Here is a 21739-nt window from a genome sequence, read left to right on the forward strand (position 1 = left end):
ACCAAGTGCGGGTGGTGGTATTGCATCCGTACTTTTTACTATAATGATACTATTAAGAGAAAGGAGTGGTTACTATGGATATGGCAGAAAGAATACAGAATTTAAGAAAAATGCAAGGAATCTCACAAGAGCAACTAGGAGATAAGATTGGCGTTTCTCGTCAAGCGGTTTCTAAATGGGAAAGCAATCAAAGTGTCCCTGACTTGGATAAGGTGATTTTAATGAGTGAGCACTTTAATGTGACAACAGACTATATACTGAAGGGGATAAAAAGCTCAGATAAACTAGATGAGAAGAAAATAAAAACAAATTTTAGCATTATTGTGGCTACGGCCCTTAATTCCATTGGATTAATAGCAGCATTTGCATTATGGTATGAGAGACAGGTAGCAAGGGCACCGGCTATCGGATTGATTTTTATGGTTCTTGGGTGCGTGGTTTATGGCTTGGGTTTTATAAATGCTACAGATAGTACGAAAAAAGAACTAAGATGTAAATTTTGGGAAATTAATATCTGGTTGGTATCATTTATACCTCTTTCGTTAATCTACAATGTTGTAATGTTTGGAGTTGTAGCTCCATACCCGTTATTATGGTATCCGCTAATAGCTTTCCCGATTTTTTGTATGATCTACATTTTTATTTGTTTTTATGTGCGTAAAAGATGCAAAAAAAGAATGAAATAAGAAATGAAAACCTCACTATTTTAAAAAAAGGAAGTTCGGTAATATCAGCTTTAAACTAAACGCCTTTTACTCCATGTGAGGTTTTGTTATAGATTTTATTATTGACATACGGATTGGATCTATAATAATCAAAAATTAATCCGAGATTGAGGGTAACTATTAGAAGCTTGGAGGCAGTGATCCTTATAAAGGTAGGGGAATATGGTTTTAACCTATAAAATAGTTGTGTAAATATAAAACTGCAATGTTGCAGAATTAGAAGGTGGAGATAATTATTAAAAAAATTAATAAGTATTTTCGTGAATGGATTTTACCTATTGGATTAGCATTTGTTATCGCACTAGTATTTCGAGCTAATATAGCTGAGGCAATGTACATCCCATCTAGTTCAATGGAGCCTACACTTAAACCAGGTGATATTGTTGTTATTGAGAAAATTAGTCGAGGTATTGAGCGTGGAGATGTTGTTGTTTTTAAAACACCTAAACTACATAATGGTGAAGAGTACATTATAAAAAGGGTAATCGGTCTTCCAGGTGAAACTCTTCAAGTAAAGAATGGGAGGTTACTAATTAATGGGGATAAGGTTCAGGAATCCTATAATAAAAATTCCTTTAAAGATAATTTCGGGCCTATTACTTTAGCTCAAGAATCTTATTTTGTAATGGGTGATAATAGAAATAACAGTGTAGACAGCAGAAATATCGGTGCGATTTCATTAGAACAAATTAACGGCAGATACATTTTTCGTATACCAATTAGCAAGCTGAACCCTTAAGTTAGATCTACAATAGGATAATAAATACCTCAGTAAAACCTTTGTTTGCTGGGGTATTTATTTTTTTAATTTCAAACTGCTCAAGCAAAAGGTTTTCTGGGTAATCTTTATAATTATATTTAAGCTTTGAAGCTTCCTTTTTATCTCAGGAAATCAAATCCGTAAAAAAATCTAAAAAATTGTTATTTAGTATTGAAATAGGAGTTGAATTATGCTAATATTAAACTAACAAGAACAATTACTAATAAGTAGTTAAATTTATTTCGAAAGGATGAATTTCAAATGAAAGACCACAAAAAATTAAACGAATATTTATCAAACTTAGCAGTTATCAATGTAAAGTTACATAATTTACATTGGAATGTAGTAGGAAAGCAATTTGTTCAAATCCATGAGTTTACTGAGTCTATGTATGATGATGTCTTTGGCAAATTTGATGATGTAGCAGAGCTTATCAAGATCCAAGGAGGAAAGCCTTTGGCGAAACTATCTGACTATCTCCAAAATGCCTCCATTAAAGAACTAGATAAAGACATATTTACAACAGATGAGGTCCTTGATATTTTACAAGATGATTTAAGAAAAATGAAAGATTTAGCAACTGAAATTAGAAATACAGCTGATGAAGAAGGGGATTTTGAGACTGTGGCAGAGTTTGAAGAACATGTTGCAGGTTATAGCAAAAATCTGTGGTTTATTAGATCTATGATGGCTTAGTTGATTGATAAAGATACATGGAAAGAAATTAATTTCCATGTATCTTTTATTTTGTTTATAGATAAAGTTAAGGAGTTAGGCTTAATTAGACCAAATGATTTTTTAATAACAACTCATTTTGATTAAAAAACAAATAATATTACACCTATTATAAAACTAACAATTAATATTTTTGCTAAATGATATGTGACTAAAGTATCTAAACACATGTTGACAATCATATACACTATTAGATTAAAACCTGTTCAAGATTTTAACCTCTTTGTTATAGGGAGTCAGGAGATAAGCATGATATGGAGAAGGAAGAAGAACAAGGGGGGGGAGTGGGAAGATTTTGATAATTTAGAACTTATATCTTGACAGGAAATGGGCCGTAATGTAACATTTGTAATAAGAATAATTCTTAACAAAAAATAATAAAGGAGAGTTGGCTATGGAAGAAGTTAAATGTCCCGTAACAGGGGCGAAGGCTAAGGGGAAAGAAAGAAATGTTGGAACAACTAATAGTGATTGGTGGCCCAATCAGCTGAATTTAAAAGTATTGCAACAACATTCAAATAAGGTTGACCCTATGGGGGAAGATTTTAATTATGCTGAAGAGTTTAAAAAAATTGACTACGAAGCTCTCAAGAAAGATCTCCATGAGCTGATGACGGATTCTCAACCTTGGTGGCCTGCAGATTACGGCCATTACGGTCCATTGTTTATTCGTATGGCATGGCATAGCGCAGGTACATACAGAACAGGTGATGGTCGTGGTGGTGCAGGAACAGGCACTCAACGTTTTGCACCGCTCAATAGCTGGCCAGACAATGCTAACCTTGATAAAGCTCGCAGGCTTTTATGGCCAATAAAGAAAAAATACGGAAAGGGCATATCGTGGGCAGATTTAATGATATTAGCTGGTAATTGTGCGCTAGAGTCTATGGGATTTCAGACCTTAGGATTTGGCGGAGGACGTGAAGATGTGTGGGAGCCTGAAGATGATATCTACTGGGGTGAGGAAACAAAGTGGCTTGAAGATAAGAGGTATAGTGAAGATGGGGAATTAGATGACCCTTTAGCCGCTGTTCAAATGGGTTTAATATATGTAAACCCTGAAGGGCCTAATGGGGTTCCTGATGCTGTGGCGTCTGGCAAGGATGTAAGGGAAACTTTTGCTCGTATGGGGATGAATGATGAAGAAACAGTGGCTTTGATTGCTGGAGGGCACACCTTTGGAAAGTGTCATGGGGCAGCTAGTCCGAGCCACGTAGGTCCGGAACCTGAAGCGGCTGATATACATGAAATGGGGCTTGGTTGGACAAGTAGTTATGGCACTGGAAAAGGTGATGATACCATTACCAGTGGTATTGAAGGTCCATGGAATTCCACGCCCACAAAATGGGATATGGGTTACTTCAAAACATTATTTGGATACGACTGGAATCTTGTTAAGAGTGACGCAGGAGCTTGGCAATGGGTGCCTGCGCAGCCGGAGGGGCACAATATTCCAAAAGCTCATAATCCTTCGGAAAAGCAGCCCCCAATTATGACAACTGCTGATCTTGCTCTTAGGATGGACCCAATATATAAGCCAATAGCGCAAAGGTTCCATGATAATCCTGAAGAGTTTGCTGACGCTTTCGCCCGCGCATGGTTTAAATTGACCCATCGAGATATGGGGCCTATTTCTCGTTATCTAGGACCAGAAGTTCCGAAAGAAGAACTTATTTGGCAGGACCCAGTGCCTAAAGTAGATTTTGACATAGTAGAAAAAGATGATATTAAAGAGTTAAAGAAAATGATTTTAGATACGGAATTAAGTGTGTCCAATCTAGTTGCAACTGCCTGGGCTTCGGCATCGACATTCCGTGGCTCTGATTATCGTGGAGGAGCCAATGGTGCTCGTATTCGACTTGCTCCACAAAAAGATTGGGAGGTCAATGAACCTGAAAAATTAGACAAGATACTCTCTGTTTATACAGATTTACAGTCGCAATTCAATGAAAAGCAGAAAGGTAATAAAAGAGTGTCTTTAGCAGATTTAATTGTACTAGGTGGTTGTGTGGGTATTGAAAAAGCAGCGAAAAATGCGGGTGTTGATGTTGAAGTTCCTTTTGTTCCTGGAAGAACAGATGCGACACAAGAAAATACTGATATTAGTTCATTTTCTGTTCTTGAACCAATTGCTGACGGTTTTAGGAACTATCGAAATAAAAAGTATTCAGTTAAGCCAGAAGAGTTACTGCTTGACAAAGCTCAGTTATTAAACCTTACTCCACCTGAAATGACAGTGCTTATTGGAGGTATGAGAGTACTTGACACAAATTATAAAAGATCTCCATTTGGTGTATTTACTGATCGTCGGGAAGCATTGACCAATGACTTTTTTGTTAATTTGCTAGATATGAAAACCCAATGGAAGCCCACTAGTGAAAATCAAGATATTTATGAAGGTATTGATCACTCCACAGGTGAAAAAAAGTGGATGGCTACCCGTGTTGACTTAATTTTTGGCTCAAATTCACAGCTGAGAGCCTTTGCAGAAGTTTATGGAAGTGACGATGCCCAACTTAAATTTGTGGAAGATTTTATAAAAGCTTGGAATAAGGTTATGAATGCCGATCGTTTTGAGGTCTAAAGATATAACTATTTTCTTGGCTGAGGTCTATAAAAAATACTATGATCAAAAAAAGAATATGTTCTGATAGACAGATAGTAAGAATTATAAAAAGAGGTCAGCCATATAGCTTGGCTGACCTCTTTTTATAAGAAACCCAAGATTTTTCGCTTTAGGCTCAGAATGACATTCATGATAAGTAAGTTGTTTATAAACATTGTTATATCAGCTGTTGAAGATTCTATTCGGGTTTCCAGCTTAGGATTTAATTGTGCTGGTTTATTTTGTTGAGCTTTGCGTACGTTTCCTATACTTAAAAAAGTAGATAAGAAATGTTATATTGCTTAAGTTATACTCTTAGAACGATTAGCACAGTTGACCATAGCTTTTATAACAGATGACCTTAATTCACATGACTCTAATGTTTTTACGGCTTCTATTGTTGCTCCTGCAGGAGAACAAACCATATCTTTTAATTCAGCAGGATGCTTACCAGTTTCAATTAACATCTTAGCACTACCCATAACAGCTTGAGAAGCAAACCTGTAGGCTTGCTTTCTATCCATTCCAAGTAAAACCGCTGCATCTGCCATAGCTTCAATAAACATAAAAACATATGCCGGAGAGCTCCCGCTAGCTGCAACTACAACATCCATTAGGTCTTCAGGCACAATCTCTACTGCGCCAACTGCTTCAAAGAGCTCTTTCACCTTGTTTACTTCGTTATCTTCAACTAAACTATTATAGCAAATAGCTGTCATGCCTTCTCTCACAATTGAAGGTGTGTTTGGCATAGTTCTAATTATCTTTATTTCTTTAGAAAAAGCTTTTTCCAAAGAGGCTAAAGTTATACCAGGTGCTATTGTAACAATAATTGTATCTTTTGATGTTGACGGTGATATTTCTTTGATTATCTCAAAATAACCTTGTGGCTTTATTGCCAAAATAACTATTTCACAGTCTTCTACTATTTTTTTATTGTCAATTGTTGTTTGGATTCCGAGTAACTCTTCTGCTTTATCTAGGCATGGTTCAAAGTTGTCTGAAGCAATAATGTCCTCTTTGGGTAATAACTTAGAATCAATTATACCTTTTATAATGGCTTGTGCCATATTTCCACATCCTATAAACCCTAGTTTCATAGTTTCTCCTCCTTTAGGTATCTTTATTACTAAAATTGCTTATTCAAATGTTTGTTCTGTTCTATCAATAATTTCATTTTGCAGTGTTTTGCTAAGGTTTCTGAAATGGTCACTATACCCAGCTACCCTAACTATTAAGTCTTTATGTTCTTCAGGATTTTTTTGTGCCTCAATCAATGTCTTGCGATCAATTACATTAAATTGAATATGGTGTCCATCCTTATTGAAGTAACTGCGAATAAAGTTAGACATATGCTCTAAACCTTCATCACCAGCAACTATCGAAGGAGTAAACTTTTGATTTAGTAATGTTCCTCCTGTACTTAAATGGTCCATTTTAGATGCAGAATTGATCACCGCTGATGGGCCGTTAATATCTGCTCCCTTTTCTGGAGAAATCCCTTCAGATAATGGCTTGTAAGCATTTCTTCCATTAGGACTTGCTCGCATCACCTCTCCAAAATAAACATGGCATGTTGTAGGTAGCATATTAATTCGATACTGACCACCTTTCATGTTTCTTCGACCATTAACAGATTTTTTAAAAGCATTAAAAGTTTCTACCATGATATCATCTGCATAATTATCATCATTACCATATTTAGGTGTTTTATCTTTAACTCTATTAAGGATAAAATCATGGCCTTCAAAATCATCTTTCAGGGCCTTCATTAACTCTTTTATAGTAAACCTTGAATGATCATAAACATTATATTTGATAGATGCTAGCGAGTCAGTAATGGTACCTATCCCAACTCCTTGAATATAGCTAGTGTTATAACGAGCGCCACCATTATTATAATCCTTTCCTTTTGAAATGCAATCGTTAATTATTACAGAAAGAAATGGCACAGGCATATATTTTGCATAGATCATCTCTATTATATTAGAGCCTTGGACTTTAATATTAATGAAATGTTCAATTTGCTTTTTATAGGCATTAAAGAGTTGAGCATAGTTTTTATAGTCTTCAGCATTTCCAGTCTTAAGGCCTAACTGCTTGTTAGAAACCGGATCTAATCCATTGTGTAAAGTTATTTCTAAAATTTTAGGCAAATTAAAGTACCCTGTGAGTATATATGCTTCATGTCCAAAAACACCGGATTCTACGCAACCACTAGTTCCTCCAAGCCTTGCATCTTCAATTGTCTTTCCAGCATTTAACAACTCTTGGATAATTGCTTCTGTATTGAAAAAAGCAGGCTGTCCCCACCCTTTTCTGGAAACCTCACATGCTTTCTTTAAAAAGTGGTTTGGAGTTTTTTTGCTAATTTGTACATTTGAACTAGGTTGTAGCAGTTTCATTTCATCCATACATTTTAAAATAAGGTAACTAATATCATTGACTCCGTCTCTACCGTCAGGTGTAATACCACCTGAAGTTATAGTCGCAAAATCAGTGTAGGTACTACTTTCTTTTAAAGTGACTCCCACTTTAGGTGGGGCTGGTTGGTTATTAAACTTTATCCATAACGATTCTAAAAGCTCTAAAGCTTTATCTTCATTTAATAAACCATTTTTTATATCATTTTTGTAAAACGGATATAGATGTTGGTCTAACCTACCAGGGCTAAAAGCATCCCACGGGTTAAGCTCAGTTGTGACTCCCAAATGAATAAACCAATACATTTGAATTGCTTGCCAATAAGTTTTAGGTTTATGGGCTGGTACGACATCACAATTATGGGCAATCTGTAGAAGTTCTTTTTTTCGCTTCGAGTCATTTTCTTTTTCAGCTAAATCTCTAGCTAACTTAGCATATCTTTGCCCTAGTGTTATAATTGCATCACATGCAATGTCCATAGCTGTAAGCTGTTCTTTTTTTTGTAATGCTTCGGGGTCGTGTATATAGTCTATTTTGTCTAGAGCATCTTTAATTTCTCTTTTATAGTCTAAAAAACCTTTTTCATAGATAGATGTTGAGCCCACTGTATGCCCCGGCCCTCTTTGTTCCATAAATTCAGTGAAAATACCTGCTGCATAACATTCTTTCCACTCTTTACTCATAGAACTTAATATTTTTTCACGTATCGAGCGTTTTTTCCAATATGGTATAATTTTTTCTTTTTGATTTTGTAAGTCTTCTTCACTTACTTTAAAACAAATAAGTTCTCGGTCATTCATTATTTTCATATCTTCGAGGGTATGACAGCAAAGTTCTGGAAATGTTGGAGTCTTTTGAGGGCCATCTCCCTTTTCACCGACAATTAGTTCGTGATCATTAATACATATAGTTTTATTCTCCATGAAATGTTTAAATGCCAAAGCACGTAATTCAGGTATTGAGACTGAGCCCTCATATTTCATGTAAGCTTCTGTCATTAAGCTAGCTCTTTCCATATATATCCTAGGCTGTGTAGAAACACTTTCATGTCTTAATTTTTTTATTCTTTCATTCATACCTCTTGATTTCATCAGATCATCCTCCAATCTTGATATTAAGAAATCCTTTTAACTTAAAAAGCTTTTCAATCGTTTTTATATCTTTTGTACTTGGGGTTTGTAATAGATTTCCTTGATATTTTTTACCAAGACGCTCATACTTAACAACCCCTTTATTATGGTATTTAAGTAAACTAATAGAACTAACTGGTATACAGTTTTCTATAAGCCAATCTGCTATATTTTCCATTTCTTTTGTATTATTATTAAAGTTATCGATTACAGGTATTCTAATATGAATATCAGCAGGAAACTGGCTAACTAGCTTTAGATTATCTAAAATAATGTTTAGACTATTTCCGATATATTCTTTATGCTTTTCAAAGTTTAATGTTTTTAGATCATATAAGAACGTATCGACATATGGTGCTAAAGTTTTAAAAGATTTTGCAGGAGCTAAACCACATGTATCAATACAAATATTAATACCTCTATTTTTGAGCATTTTACATAGTGACACTAGATAATCTAGGTCTTGAGACATAACTTCTCCACCAGATAATGTTACTCCCCCGCCAGATTCATCATAAAGATTTATATCTTTTTGTAAGATGTCCTTTAGTTTTTCTAATTCATAGTACCTTCCAGCTATTTCAATAGCATCATTTAAGCAGTAATCTACGCATTGTCCACAAGCAATACACAAGTTTTTATTTATAGTTATACTTTGTTCTTCTATAGCGTTTTGAGGACACTTTTCTACACAAATTCCACACTTTTTGCAGCGTTCATCGTACCGCAGAATTTCTTTATGATATTTTTGGCTTTCTGGGTTATGGCACCATTTGCACCATAGGTCACACCCTTTAAAGAATACTGTACTTCTAATTCCAGGGCCATCGTGAATAGAAAAACGTTGTATTTTAAGTATTATTGGTTTGGTAATAGTTAATCACACCCTTTCTGAAATAAGGCAGAGTATCATAGTCGACTTCCATTGGGGAAACCATAGCCAGGTTAAAGTGAAGGAGCAAATTGTATAGAATTTTATCAAATAGCGTGTCAAGTGCTTTTAAAGATTCCTTTAGAGAGGGATTAAAATTATATTTTACTAACAGACTGGTAATAATTAAATTAAAAGCAAGTACAAATAATTTGCTACACAGCCAGCAACTGCACCACCAGCTAAATGACATAAAATTGCTTGCTTAGCAAAATGATTTTGTTTTAATGTATCTAACATACCCATATGAGTGCTCAAAAAACCGCTTAAGCAGATGCCCATTCCAGTAAACGTTGCAACTGTTCTAGCACTGGCAAAGCCTGCATCTATAAATCCACTAGTTAATCCCATAGCACTACCAACTGCACCTAAGGCAGTAAATGGGAAAGCTAGTAGTTCTGGAACATCAAAGCCCCATAACAAATTAGAAATAGGTAAGAAATATTCGCCAATTCTTGGTAAAAGTTGAACTCCTTCATATGCCACACCTAAATACTCACCACTGTCGCCAGCCGGCCCAAAAGTTAGGATCATCACCATCGTACAAATTAATACTGTACCAGAGGCACATGACAAACCTAACTGTACGCCTGATTTAGCTCCATCCATCATTGAACTCATAAGCCTTTCAAACATGGAGCCACGACGAATCTTTCTGATATTAAGTCCTTCCACAGAACTTTCATCTATTCTATATTTGCGATCTTCTTTATAATGTTTTTTTGCAAAATATAACATGAGTCTTACAGACACAATTCCCCCTACAATTGCAGCTATGTTGCCTATTAGAACAGCTGAAAAATACTCTCTTCCGAGACTCAACATATAAGCAGTAACTATTAACCCCATTCCAAATGTTGTTCCTAAATTTGCATAAGTTGCTTTTTCAGCTTTTGTAAAATACCGGTTAAAACCTTCATCTGCCGCTAGCGACAAAATAGCAGGATTATCAGAAGTATAGGTAGTTACTGCACCTAAAGCAGATGCACCAGGCAACCCAAATAAAGGACGCATAACACGTGAGACTAATTTATTAACTAAGGCAACAACACCAAACTCTGATAGTATTGCTGCTAATGCACCAGCAAGTATAGCAACCGCCATTATATAAAATGATGTATTCATTAACACGTCATGCCCAGTTTTCATCATGACGCTGAAAACAATATCTAGCCCCATAACTTTCCCTAAATATCCGAATAAAAGTAAAACGCAGCCTAGTACAACAAATGTTTCTAATGATATAGCTTTTTTAGTTAGCTGCTTTTCTGTGTTACTTTTCCCAACATTTGTATTCGCTTCAGTTTTGTTGACCTTTTCTGTTTCCATAATCTTCTCCCCTTTGCAGTAATGTTAAAAAAGTCACATAAAAATTTCAAACCCTCTCAAACCCAATATTACTACATTACTGCAAAAGTAGTCAAGCATATTTTCACTAAAATGAAATAAGACTTCTATCAATTCACGTTCGTGAAAATCACTATAATGCGGATGAGTTGCTAATAGCGACTATGAAGCTGTAGGTTAAGCCTAGAAATTGAAGTAGCTAAAATACAATATTATAACTGAATTTCTGGGGAGAAAATATAATATTTATTAAATCGTCACTGTACTTATTAGTAAAGCTAGTCTTGATAAACATCTTTATAAACATTACTGATAACAAATTTAATCGCTGTACCTGTGGTTCTTATAGAAGTAACAAGTTTTTTTTAACCATGTTCTCTGAATACATAAGTCGCAAATAAAAAAGATAAAGAAGAAAAACCTCTTTATCTTTAGCATAACTTGTTTTGTTTAATCTTTAGTAGTGTACTAACCTTCATATTATTAAGCAAAAACTATGCTAATTTACACATTGAAAATTTGTCTGATTACCTTCTATACTTTTTGACCATTTTTACCAAGTTTATTGAATAAATTTGGCGTAGAAACGCATATTATCTTCACATTCATATTGGTATCATTAGCCCAATTATGAGGAGTTGAGGATTGATAATGTGCTGTATCTCCAGGGTAAAGATAGTGTACTTCATCTTTATATAAGAAGGTCAAAATACCTTCTAGAACATAAATAAATTCTTCGCCTTCATGTTGATATGTTTTCAATGTTTCCTTTTTGTAGGAAGGTAAAATTTCGATAATTCTAGGATAAACTGCTAAGTCACTGTGGTTTGTACTTAAATTTGTTATAGCATACTTACTTCCTATAGTATCCAAAACTTCTCTAGCATGTTTTTTTAAGATGACTGAACTTCTTTTAGGTTGATCTGGTAAAAAGTAAGTTAAATTAACATCAAAAATAGCTGCTATTTTAGCCAGTGCATCTATCGATATAGTGTTAACTCCCCTTTCAAATTGTGACAAATATCCCACTGAAAGATTGGTTTTTCCACTTAGCTCCTTAAGAGTTATTTTCTTTTCTTGACGTAATAGCTTTACACGTTTGCCAATTTGAACTTCTAATTTCATTGTACCATCCTTCCAACTGATTATTTAAGATTTAAGGGTAAATCTTTGTTGGCAATTTAAGTAGTTGTTCTCAATTTTTACTATTATAGCAATAAATTTTAAAGTTAAAGACGTTAGTTATAGCTATCCAACCCTAAAGTTGCAGCTAAGCAAATGTTTGAGTCATTTATGCTACGAAGCAAGGGCAGTTCGTATTCCGCACATTGATATAATTATTATAGCACAATATACTTAACGCACGTTTTTTCACAAAATGGGTTATGTAATTAAAAGTTAGACTTTACTTTGAATATGAGCAAAAAAAACAAAAATCCATAAAAACACTAAGGAGCTTTTTTAACGTTGTTCTAAATCGTCAATTAAGATCTACAGAATATTATACATTATAATTTCTAAAAATCATATATTAATTACGGGAGTCTACGATATTGAAATGCGTTAAACATTACTATTGAAGGTGATGGTGCTATCTAAAACAAAATAATAGCTATGAAAAGGTATAACTCCTTAGAAATTAAGGAAATTATACCTTTTTTGCTGTATAATTGTATTATTAATAGAAATAGATGGTTGTAACAATGTTAAAACCAATAATAAGTACACCAATAATAAATAAAAGAATATTAACTAAGGTGAGGAGAGTGTTTATTTGGGCTGATAAATGGCCTGTCTGTGCCATTGGTATAACTAATTATAATATTGCACTATTGCCCCAAGATAACTTGGCATAGCAAATCAACTTATTTTGCTTTTTGTTTTGAGAGGGGTAGTGTTTCACAAAGAGTAACGGCATTTAAATGATAGGTCTAGATAGCTTAGAAAAAAACAAAAAAGGGTTAGTGGATAAAGCGGGCGTCAATAAAATTAAAAAAGGATTTAAGGGAGGTTTTACTTTGTTTACTAGGAAAAAAACAGCCTACAAAATTTTTGTGGTTATTGCTTATTTAGGGGTTATAACAACAAACGCCTTAGCGAATATTATACCTATTGGCGGGGTGACTACTGGGGAAGTTTCGGATAGCTATCCCAATTTTTTTGCTCCAGCAGGCTTTACTTTTGGAATCTGGGCAGTTATATATTTGCTTTTAGGAGCATACGTACTGTACCAGTTTGGTTTATTTCGAAGGCAGCTGATAAATGAGAGGATATTTCAAGAAATAGCTCCCTATTTTATAATTTCTTCTTTGGCAAACATCTTATGGATTTTTGCGTGGCATAATTTTAAAATAGCAGTCAGTTTATTTTTAATGATTGCAATTCTCTTAAGTCTTATTAAAATTCAATACATATTAAAAAGATTTAAATTATATTCTCGAGACAAGTTATTTATTAGAGCTCCTTTTAGCATTTACTTTGGATGGATTACAGTTGCCACTATAGCTAATATAACCACGTATCTAGTTAGCATCAACTGGAGTGGGTTTGGGCTATCTGATGTTACATGGACGGTAATCATACTGATAGTGGGATTGATGATTGGGAGTTTGACTATATTTTTAAATAAAGACTTAGTTTACGGTGGCGTCATTATTTGGGCCTACTTTGGGATTTTGTTCAAGCATACTTCCCCATATGATTTTGGTGGAAAATATGTACCAATAATATTAACAGTTATTTTATCGATAATTATATTGAGTATGGTAATGGCCTACATAGGGAAAAAATTAAGGGCATTTTTTGTTATTCTTATACTACTAGTGGTAGTTTCTACGGTATTTATTAGCTTTAGAACTTATAAAGCAATGGATGAGGCTGTAAAAGCTAAGGAAAGCCCCAATGTAACAGTACAGGATCGGACAATTGTTTTTAACCCAGAAGATGAAGCTATAGCTAACCTGGTATTTTATCAAGGTGGTTTAGTTCAGCCACAAGCTTATGCTGTTTTAGGGCAAATGCTTTCAGAACAGGGGGTGAGGGTTTTTATTCCTAGAATGCCTTTAAATCTTTCAATCTTAAATGCTAGTAGTTTTGACAAAATACATGGGGAATATGAAGATGGTAACGACTGGTATATAGGCGGCCACTCTTTAGGTGGAGCCACTGCGTCTATTTATGCAAAAAATAATTCAGAAAACATAGAAGGCATTTTTTTTCTCGGGGCTTATCCCAGTGATAGAAGTGATCTTTCAGGTTTTGAAATAGATGTATTATCCATAAATGCCAGCTTAGATAGTATTATTGACAGGGACAAATATGAACAAACTAAATCACTTTTACCTCAACATACGGTATATGTAGAAATAGAAGGGGGGAATCACTCAAACTTTGGATATTATGGTTTGCAAAAGGGTGATGAAAAAAGCACTATTACAAGAAAAGAACAACATAAAGTTGTTTCAGAAAAAATAAGCGAAATGATAGAATAAATTTTTTTAATTAAGATTTGAGGACAGTTATTCAAAGGGAGAGGAGTGAAGTAAGTGAGTAGAATTAATAAACCTAACTTTGCTATGGTATGTGATTTTTATGAGCTAACCATGAGTAATGGTTACTTTAAGAAAGGGTTGCATAAAAAAAAGGCATACTTTGACATGTTTTATAGAAGTACACCTGATAACGGAGGTTTTGCTATTGCTGCTGGCCTTGAGCAGTTTATTGATTATATAGAAGCTTTGAGATTTACAAAATATGATATTGAGTTTTTACGTTCTAAAAAAATATTTGACGAGGGTTTTTTAGAGTATCTGGCTAACTTCAAGTTTAGTGGTGATGTTTATGGGGTTCCTGAAGGCACTCCAATTTTTCCAAATGAACCTATTCTTACAATAAGAGCTCCTATAATTGAAGCTCAATTAATAGAAACATTCACCCTTTTAGCTTTAAACCATCAATCCTTGATTGCCACTAAAGCAAATCGAATAGTAAGAGCTGCTAATGGACGAGCTGTTTTTGAATTTGGATCCCGTAGAGCTCAAGGTGCCGACGGAGCTATCTTAGGTGCCAGAGCTGCTTACATCGGTGGATGCAGTGGAACCGCTTGTGCTGTTTCTGAGCAAATTTATGGAGTTCCAGCAGGTGGAACAATGGCACATTCATGGGTTCAAATGTTTGATAGTGAGTATGAAGCTTTTAAGACGTATTGTGAAATATACCCTGAGGATACCACTTTGTTGGTCGATACATACGACACCTTAAGGAGTGGGGTTCCTAATGCTATAAAGGTTTTTAAAGAAGTTCTTATTCCAAAGGGGATAACAAATTTTAATATTCGACTTGACTCAGGGGATATAGCCTACTTATCAAAAAAAGCAAGGAAAATGTTAGATGATGCAGGGCTAAAAAACTGTAAAATAATTGCCTCAAACTCCTTAGATGAACACATTATTCAATCTTTATTGGTACAGGGTGCTAAAGTAGATGCTTTTGGGGTAGGTGAAAGGCTTATCACTTCAAAAAGTTCGCCAGTTTTTGGGGGTGTATATAAACTGGTTGCCATAGAAGATGAAGCTGGGAATATAACGCCAAAAATTAAATTAAGTGATAATGTAACTAAAATCACTAATCCTCATTTTAAAAAGGCATATAGATTATTTGATAAAAACACTAATGAGGCAGTGGCAGATTATATTTGTGTGCATGATGAAACCATTGATGAAAGTAAAAGTTTGAAGCTTTTTGATCCAAATGTAGTGTGGAAAGGAAAGGTTTTACGCAATTATACTGCAAAAGAACTGTTAGTACCCATTTTTAAAGATGGGGTTAAAGTTTATAATTCACCTACTGTTCATGAGATAAAAAGGTATTGTAAAGAGCAGGTCTCTCTATTATGGGATGAGGTAAAGCGTTTTGAAAATCCCCATATATATTATGTTAATTTATCTGAAAAATTATGGGATGTAAAACAAGAGCTTCTTAAACAACAAAAAGGAAACTCAGAAAATAACAACAATGGTATTAATCTAGGTGATAAATAAAAAAGGAGTGTGGTACTATGAAAAAGATACTTTTGGTTATAGATTATCAAAATGATTTTGTAAAGGGGCCTCTTGGATTTAGCAAGGCGGTAGAGCTTGAGGATACTATTGCTGAAAAAATTGACTTGTATAGGAAAAATGGTGATGAAGTAGCCTTTACTTTTGATACCCATAATGAAGATTATTTGACAACCCAAGAAGGAAGAAATCTTCCAATTCCCCACTGTATTAAAGGAAGTGATGGTTGGAACTTATATGGCAAAGTAGCAGAAAGGTATTTAAAAACAGATGTGAGTTTTGAAAAGAATAGTTTTGGTTCTACAGAGCTTTTAAACTATCTTGCTAAAAACAACTACGATAGCGTTGAACTTGTGGGGGTTGTATCTAATATTTGTGTTCTTTCCAATGCAGTACTAGCAAAAACTGCATTGCCTGAGTCACTTGTATTGGTAGATGCATCTTGTACCGCAAGTAATGACGAAAAGCTCAACGAGGAAGCATTAGATATTATGGAAAGTATTCAAGTTAAGGTGATAAATAGAGCTTAAGCCCAGGCTTAGGCTCTATTTATATATATACACTTATAAACGAATTACTTTAAGTAATTTTTTTGTTTAAAGTCTAGGAAAAAGAAATCTGTATTATTTCATGGTTATAAGGTGACCACTATTTATCCAATTTAAAACACATAAATCTCCTTTTTTGGAATAATAGAGTTCCCTTAAGTCCAGATTTTAAAAAGGGACGATTCTTTAAATTTTCATGAAGATTTTAGTTTAAAGTTTAGTAAATATAAAGCCTAAACCTAAAGTTTTTACACTTTACAAAAACAAATGAAATGCTATATTAAGGGTATTAAGTGAGAAAATGTTTGCAAGAAAAAATTATCTTTATACAAAAGGTACATAAAAGATAAATTTTTAAACCGGAGGTGGAGTATGAAAAGTTATTTGATGAATGATAATGTAAAGGTTTATAGATATGGACAGCCCATGGAAACCAATATAGTGCAGGGGAGAAAGGTTGAGAAACAAGGCGTTGATGAAATAATTAAACCTAAGTTTGAAAACGGGAAATGTCGGTTTGACATAAAACTTCAGCCAGATGATATGGTTTATGGTTTGGGAGGAAATTTGGGTGGTATCAACAAGAGGGGTAGAAGGTATGAATCATATTGTACAGATGAGCCCAGCCATACAGATGAGAAAAGAGCACTTTATGGCGCCCATAATTTTTTTATTATTTCTGGTGAAGAAAATCGTGGTTATTTTATTGATTTTCCCTCGCGTATAAAGTATGATGTTGGATTTTCTCAATTAGATAAATTTAGCATCCAAATATCTGGTCGAGATTTTTGTTTATATGTAATAGAGGGAAAGAGCTTAGAAGATATAACCACTAATTTTTTGAAGATTATTGGCAAAGCTTACATTCCTCCCAAGTGGGGGTTTGGATATTTTCAAAGCCGTTGGGGATACAAAAATAAAGAAGAGATTTTAGAGGTTCATAACAGCTTTAAAGAAAAGGGAATCCCTCTAGAGGGGATTTATTTAGATCTTGATTATATGGAAAGGTTCAAGGTTTTTTCTATTTCAACAGAAAGGTTTGAGGGTTTTAAGAATTTAGTGGCAAGCTTAAAAAAGGACGGTACTTATCTAATTCCTATAATAGATGCTGGGGTTAAAGTTGAAAAAGGTTATGATGTTTATGAAGAAGGAATTGAGGGAGAGCATTTTTGTAAGGATGAGGATGGTAAGCCTTATGTAGCTGCTGTCTGGCCGGGAGATGTTCATTTCCCTGATTTTTTTAAGGAAGATACCCAAAGATGGTTTGGATTAAAATATAAGGTTCTTACAGATGCTGGCATCGAAGGTGTATGGAATGATATGAACGAACCATCTATCTTTTATGATGAAAAGTCCATTAAAGATGCTCTAGATTTGGCGGTAGAGTCAAAAGATAAGGATATGGATGCGTTTTCATTTTTTGCAGCTAAAGATAAATTTGAAAACATCGCTAATAAAGATGAGTATTATCAAAGATTCTATCATCAAGTTGGTAATCAAAATATCAGCAATGATGAAGTACACAATCTTTATGGCTACTATATGACAAAGTCCGCTAATTTTGGTTTAAGTAGTTTATTAAAGGACAAGAGGTTTTTGTTAATCTCCAGAGCATCAAGTATAGGGATGCACCGATATGGAGGAATTTGGACTGGAGATAATTACTCTTTTTGGTCTCATTTAGATCAAAACATCAAAAATATGCCTTCTTTAAACATGTGTGGTTTCTTTTACACAGGAGCAGACACCGGAGGGTTTGGCAATGATAGCTATGGGGAGATGCTAGTTAGGTGGTTGCAGTTTAGTGTATTTACTCCACTTTTAAGAAATCATTCGGCTATTGGAACTCAAAACCAAGAGCCTTACGCGTTTGGCGAAAAGGTGACAAAAGAGTGTAAAAAAATAATTGAAGCCAGATATAGGTTGCTTCCCTATATATACTCAGAATATATGAAGTCTGTAAATAATTTTAAGCTAATGTTTAGACCGCTATCTTTTGAGTATGATGAAGATTTGGCTAAAGAGGCGGAGGACCAGCTGTTTTTAGGTGAAGAGCTTATGATAGCACCGGTTTATAAAGCTAACCACAAAGGTAGGTTTGTTTATCTTCCAGAAAAAATGGCAGAAGTAACTTTTGATGAGGGGAATGAAAGGCTAGAGGTAAAAGATAGTGGGATACATTATTTTAACTACAAGCTTTCTGAGTTTAAGTTTTACCTTAGGGAAGACTCTATTCTCCCCCACGTAGCGTCTGCTATGAATGTTAAATCACTAAGTCAACAAAAACTAAAAGTATTGGCTTATGTTAATGCAAGGGCAGAGTATAATTTATACGATGATGATGGAGTTTCCTATGATTATAAAAAGGGCAAGGTATACAATACCAAAATTAAGGTTGCAAAAACTAGCCAGGATTATATGATAGAGGTAAAAAATACAAACCCGTTTATTAAAGAAGCTGAGTTTACCATTGTTAACTCAGATAATAAAGTTATAAAGAAAACAATTAAGTTATAGGATGGTGTTTATCTATTACTTTATTTTGTCTCAGAGATAAAAAAGTAAAGGAGAAAGGACTATTTTAATCTTTGAGAACCATGGATGACCAGCCCTTATTAGCACTAAAGTAGTAAGGTATAAATATAATATTCAACTATCAAAAAACTGATATAACTTTAAATACTTAATTACATAGATTATTTATCCCCCCAAAATACTAACAAGGCTGCCTCAAATTTGCTCTAAAAATTTGAGGCAGCCTTGTTATGGAGTTGTAGTAGTTTTTATTCTATGACTACCTAAATGTTTAACTTTCAAATTATGATAAGGTGAATTTTGGAGACGTGATAATAAAGGTGACAAAGAAATAAAACAAAAGTAGTGGCTATAAGCTTTATAGTCACTACTTTTTGTTTGCAAAGGAGACGTCGCGTTTTAAACCACAGAATTATATTACTCCATTAGGAATATATAGCAGAACAAGTATAGAAAATGAGGAAGATACAAAACTTCTGCCAATAAGTTACTTAGGAGGTTCAGGTTTTAAATTTTTACAGTGCAAGTAATCTGTGAATCCTTAGTTGAAATTTAAAAACAAAGGCACAAAAGGGAAACGTAGGATGAAATTACAATTATTAATTGGTATAGAAGCAGGAAAAAACAAGAAAAAAGTCGAAATTGTCAGGTAATATCCTTTTGGAGTTTTTATTATTACTTTTTTGGCAGTAGTGTTCTGCAATGGTTTTGGAGAGGTTATCATTATCTGGAAGTTGAAGTAACTGAGTCAATAATGGTAGAGTCTTTTGAAATTATTTACTCTACATTATCACAACTTCGTGAAAAAGGGATAAAAGTTGCCATTGATGATTTTGGGATAGGGTACTCATCTTTAAGTTATTTGACGAAGCTTCCTATTGATACAATAAAAATAGATAAATCCTTTGTTGATGGCATAGAAAGCGATAGTAAAAAGAAGCTTATGGTGAGTACTATTATGGAAATGGCCAAAATTATGAGTTTAGAAATAGTAGTAGAAGGAGTGGAGAGTAAAGAGCAGTATGAGTATTTTGCAGATGTAAATAACACTAAAATACAAGGATATTATATCGCAAAACCAATGGCTGAACAGCAGGCGATAAATAAAATTAAAAAAATATTAATGAAAAAGTAGTATGAGATCTGAAGAATTTATACTGTTTTCTTCGATAATATTTGTACAAAGATATTCCCTAAAATGACTATAATATAGTAAAGGATATGATATGGTGGCTATTATTAAAGAAAAACTAGAAATGAGAGGAATGTCAAGGGAAGAACTAGTGAATTATTTTAGTAGTATTTCAAGAAAAAATCACAATAATTGTTTATTTTACGGAGAAGGTTGGAAGGTAAAAGTAACTAATCAAAAAATTACTATGATTTGTTCTTTAAAAATACCGTCTACAGTTGTTGAGTTTTATATACAGGAAGAAGTTTTTGATGATTTTTTAAAGGCCTTTAGACTGAAGTTTCTTTCGGCAGGAGGTTAGGGTACTGGTTTTACCACCTGTTTTATTAAGATAAAGGGAAAATATCTAAAAATGTCGAATAAAGCAATGAAATACATTTTGAAAATTCAGTAATATAATCCTGACTATAATTGAGGTGATAAAGTGAAAATTTTAGTTGTTGATGATCAAAAGCTTAATTTAATGCTAGCAAAAGAAATGCTAACAGAACATTTTTCCGAACATGAAGTTTTATTGTGCAACGATTCTACAAAGGTAAAAGATATGGTTTTTGAGCAAAAAATAGATATCATTCTATTAGATATTGTTATGCCTAAGCTTTCAGGAATTGATATACTAGCTGAACTAAAAGGTTACAAAGAAAAAGAAAATATTCAAATAATAATGCTTACAGCAAAAGATGATGATAAAACATTTAAAACTTGTTTTGAGCTTGGAGCAAATGACTATATTATAAAACCTATTAAAAGTGTTGAGTTTCAAGCAAGGCTAAAGACTGCAATAAAAGATAGAACAAACACGCTAAAAGAAAAAAAATTGCTCAAAGATATAAAAAGACAAAACCAAGAACTTCAAAAAATTAATGATAAATTAAAGGAAACACAATTTTACCTGATTCAATCGGAAAAAATGGCTGCTATTGGAGAGTTGGCAGCGGGGGTGGCTCATGAAATAAATAATCCCATTGGATATATAAGTAGTAACATGGAAACACTGGATGCTTATACAAAAAAGCTACGAGAATATTATTTTTTTGCTAGGCAAAGGCTTGAACAAGCACAACAAATTGATATGTTAGAACAGATAAAGGATAAAGACAATCAGCTAAACATAGAGTATGTATTAAACGACCTGCCAGAGCTTTTACAAGATTCGAAAGAAGGGGTTGACCGAGTATCTGAAATAGTGAGCTCTTTAAGGAACTTTGCAAGAACTGGCCGAGAAGACGAAAAAGGGTATACCTCTGTAGATGAAATCATAGCTCAAGTGTTATTGATTGTTAGAAATGAAGCGAAATTTATTGCTCAAGTGGAATATCAAGGAAACCAGGATGTTGAGATATGGTGTAACAAAGGTCAAATAAGTCAAGTTTTGTTAAATATAATACTCAATGCAATATTTGCTATAAAAAAACAAGAGCGCAAGGACTTAGGAAAGATAAATATCGCAGTGGAAAATGAAAAAAAATATGTAAGTATAAAAGTTTCTGATGATGGACCTGGGATAGAACAAAAGATTATTAACAAGATATTTGATCCGTTTTTTACGACAAAAGATGTGGGGGAGGGAACAGGCTTAGGATTAAGTATTTCCTATGACATAATTATAAATAAGCACAAAGGGAAGATAGATGTAGCAACTGACATTAACAAAGGAACGACTTTCATAGTAAAGCTTCCAAAAGGTAAGTAAGGGAGAGTGTTTTAAACTATTTTAGGGAGTAAATACTTTAGCTGGTTTAACCTATAA

The 21739-nt window shown here is 33.9% G+C and carries 17 protein-coding genes; 12 read left to right on the top strand and 5 right to left on the bottom strand.

Annotation, left to right across the window (positions count from 1 at the left end; all coding sequences use genetic code 11):
- Positions 1-74: 74 nt before the first annotated feature.
- The 4 genes from PRVXT_RS01845 to katG all read left to right on the top strand — a co-directional run bounded on the left by PRVXT_RS01845 (position 75) and on the right by katG (position 4804).
- A complete protein-coding gene (locus PRVXT_RS01845) occupies positions 75-686 on the top strand; it encodes a helix-turn-helix domain-containing protein (protein ID WP_350344002.1) in 612 nt (203 codons plus the stop codon).
- A 262-nt stretch (positions 687-948) separates the two neighbouring features.
- Positions 949-1464: a signal peptidase I gene (gene lepB / locus PRVXT_RS01850; protein WP_350344003.1), complete on the top strand. Its 516-nt coding sequence runs from the start codon at positions 949-951 to the stop codon at positions 1462-1464.
- A 282-nt stretch (positions 1465-1746) separates the two neighbouring features.
- Positions 1747-2181 carry a Dps family protein gene (locus PRVXT_RS01855; protein ID WP_350344004.1) on the top strand — a complete coding sequence of 145 codons (435 nt, stop codon included), beginning with the start codon at positions 1747-1749 and terminating at the stop codon, positions 2179-2181.
- A 433-nt stretch (positions 2182-2614) separates the two neighbouring features.
- Entirely contained in the window at positions 2615-4804 is a 2190-nt protein-coding gene (gene katG / locus PRVXT_RS01860; RefSeq protein WP_350344005.1) for a catalase/peroxidase HPI, read from the top strand.
- 323 nt (positions 4805-5127) lie between these two features.
- On the opposite strand, the gene proC is transcribed toward katG, so the two are convergent.
- The 5 genes from proC to PRVXT_RS01885 all read right to left on the bottom strand — a co-directional run bounded on the left by proC (position 5128) and on the right by PRVXT_RS01885 (position 11782).
- Positions 5128-5925: a pyrroline-5-carboxylate reductase gene (gene proC / locus PRVXT_RS01865; protein WP_350344006.1), complete on the bottom strand. Its 798-nt coding sequence runs from the start codon at positions 5923-5925 to the stop codon at positions 5128-5130.
- 39 nt (positions 5926-5964) lie between these two features.
- Positions 5965-8340 (bottom strand): trans-4-hydroxy-L-proline dehydratase, encoded by a 2376-nt coding sequence (hypD, locus tag PRVXT_RS01870; protein WP_350344007.1) that lies wholly within the window; start codon positions 8338-8340, stop codon positions 5965-5967.
- Between the two features lie 4 nt (positions 8341-8344).
- A complete protein-coding gene (locus tag PRVXT_RS01875; protein WP_350345086.1) occupies positions 8345-9253 on the bottom strand; it encodes a glycyl-radical enzyme activating protein in 909 nt (302 codons plus the stop codon).
- Between the two features lie 183 nt (positions 9254-9436).
- On the bottom strand, positions 9437-10639 hold the full coding sequence (locus PRVXT_RS01880) for a CD0519/CD1768 family membrane protein (RefSeq protein WP_350344008.1): 1203 nt from the start codon (positions 10637-10639) through the stop codon (positions 9437-9439).
- A gap of 552 nt (positions 10640-11191) precedes the next feature.
- Positions 11192-11782 carry a helix-turn-helix domain-containing protein gene (locus tag PRVXT_RS01885; protein WP_350344009.1) on the bottom strand — a complete coding sequence of 197 codons (591 nt, stop codon included), beginning with the start codon at positions 11780-11782 and terminating at the stop codon, positions 11192-11194.
- Positions 11783-12348: 566 nt separating this feature from the next.
- Between PRVXT_RS01885 and PRVXT_RS01890 the strand changes: the two genes are divergently transcribed.
- The 8 genes from PRVXT_RS01890 (at position 12349) to PRVXT_RS01925 (ending at position 21682) form a co-directional block, all read left to right on the top strand.
- On the top strand, positions 12349-12513 hold the full coding sequence (locus PRVXT_RS01890; RefSeq protein ID WP_350344010.1) for a hypothetical protein: 165 nt from the start codon (positions 12349-12351) through the stop codon (positions 12511-12513).
- Positions 12514-12579: 66 nt separating this feature from the next.
- Positions 12580-14148 (top strand): alpha/beta hydrolase, encoded by a 1569-nt coding sequence (locus PRVXT_RS01895; protein WP_350344011.1) that lies wholly within the window; start codon positions 12580-12582, stop codon positions 14146-14148.
- 63 nt (positions 14149-14211) lie between these two features.
- Entirely contained in the window at positions 14212-15696 is a 1485-nt protein-coding gene (locus PRVXT_RS01900) for a nicotinate phosphoribosyltransferase (RefSeq protein WP_434064316.1), read from the top strand.
- A 17-nt stretch (positions 15697-15713) separates the two neighbouring features.
- A complete protein-coding gene (locus PRVXT_RS01905) occupies positions 15714-16244 on the top strand; it encodes a cysteine hydrolase family protein (protein WP_350344012.1) in 531 nt (176 codons plus the stop codon).
- Between the two features lie 390 nt (positions 16245-16634).
- The gene (locus PRVXT_RS01910) at positions 16635-18779 is read left to right on the top strand and encodes a TIM-barrel domain-containing protein (protein ID WP_350344013.1); all 2145 of its coding nucleotides are present in this window, start codon (positions 16635-16637) and stop codon (positions 18777-18779) included.
- A 745-nt stretch (positions 18780-19524) separates the two neighbouring features.
- Entirely contained in the window at positions 19525-19932 is a 408-nt protein-coding gene (locus PRVXT_RS01915) for an EAL domain-containing protein (protein WP_350345088.1), read from the top strand.
- Between the two features lie 94 nt (positions 19933-20026).
- On the top strand, positions 20027-20290 hold the full coding sequence (locus tag PRVXT_RS01920; RefSeq protein ID WP_350344014.1) for a hypothetical protein: 264 nt from the start codon (positions 20027-20029) through the stop codon (positions 20288-20290).
- A 123-nt stretch (positions 20291-20413) separates the two neighbouring features.
- Positions 20414-21682: a hybrid sensor histidine kinase/response regulator gene (locus PRVXT_RS01925; protein ID WP_350344015.1), complete on the top strand. Its 1269-nt coding sequence runs from the start codon at positions 20414-20416 to the stop codon at positions 21680-21682.
- Positions 21683-21739 lie beyond the last annotated feature (57 nt).

Origin of the sequence: Proteinivorax tanatarense (assembly GCF_040267685.1) — a bacterium.
Lineage (GTDB): Bacteria > Bacillota > Proteinivoracia > Proteinivoracales > Proteinivoracaceae > Proteinivorax > Proteinivorax tanatarense.

Coding starts and splice junctions, on each gene's coding strand:
- PRVXT_RS01845 (WP_350344002.1), top strand. CDS start 75: ATGGATATGGCAGAAAGAATACAGAATTTAAGAAAAATGCAAGGAATC.
- PRVXT_RS01855 (WP_350344004.1), top strand. CDS start 1,747: ATGAAAGACCACAAAAAATTAAACGAATATTTATCAAACTTAGCAGTT.
- katG (WP_350344005.1), top strand. CDS start 2,615: ATGGAAGAAGTTAAATGTCCCGTAACAGGGGCGAAGGCTAAGGGGAAA.
- proC (WP_350344006.1), bottom strand. CDS start 5,925: ATGAAACTAGGGTTTATAGGATGTGGAAATATGGCACAAGCCATTATA.
- hypD (WP_350344007.1), bottom strand. CDS start 8,340: ATGAAATCAAGAGGTATGAATGAAAGAATAAAAAAATTAAGACATGAA.
- PRVXT_RS01880 (WP_350344008.1), bottom strand. CDS start 10,639: ATGGAAACAGAAAAGGTCAACAAAACTGAAGCGAATACAAATGTTGGG.
- PRVXT_RS01885 (WP_350344009.1), bottom strand. CDS start 11,782: ATGAAATTAGAAGTTCAAATTGGCAAACGTGTAAAGCTATTACGTCAA.
- PRVXT_RS01890 (WP_350344010.1), top strand. CDS start 12,349: ATGGTTGTAACAATGTTAAAACCAATAATAAGTACACCAATAATAAAT.
- PRVXT_RS01895 (WP_350344011.1), top strand. CDS start 12,580: ATGATAGGTCTAGATAGCTTAGAAAAAAACAAAAAAGGGTTAGTGGAT.
- PRVXT_RS01905 (WP_350344012.1), top strand. CDS start 15,714: ATGAAAAAGATACTTTTGGTTATAGATTATCAAAATGATTTTGTAAAG.
- PRVXT_RS01910 (WP_350344013.1), top strand. CDS start 16,635: ATGAAAAGTTATTTGATGAATGATAATGTAAAGGTTTATAGATATGGA.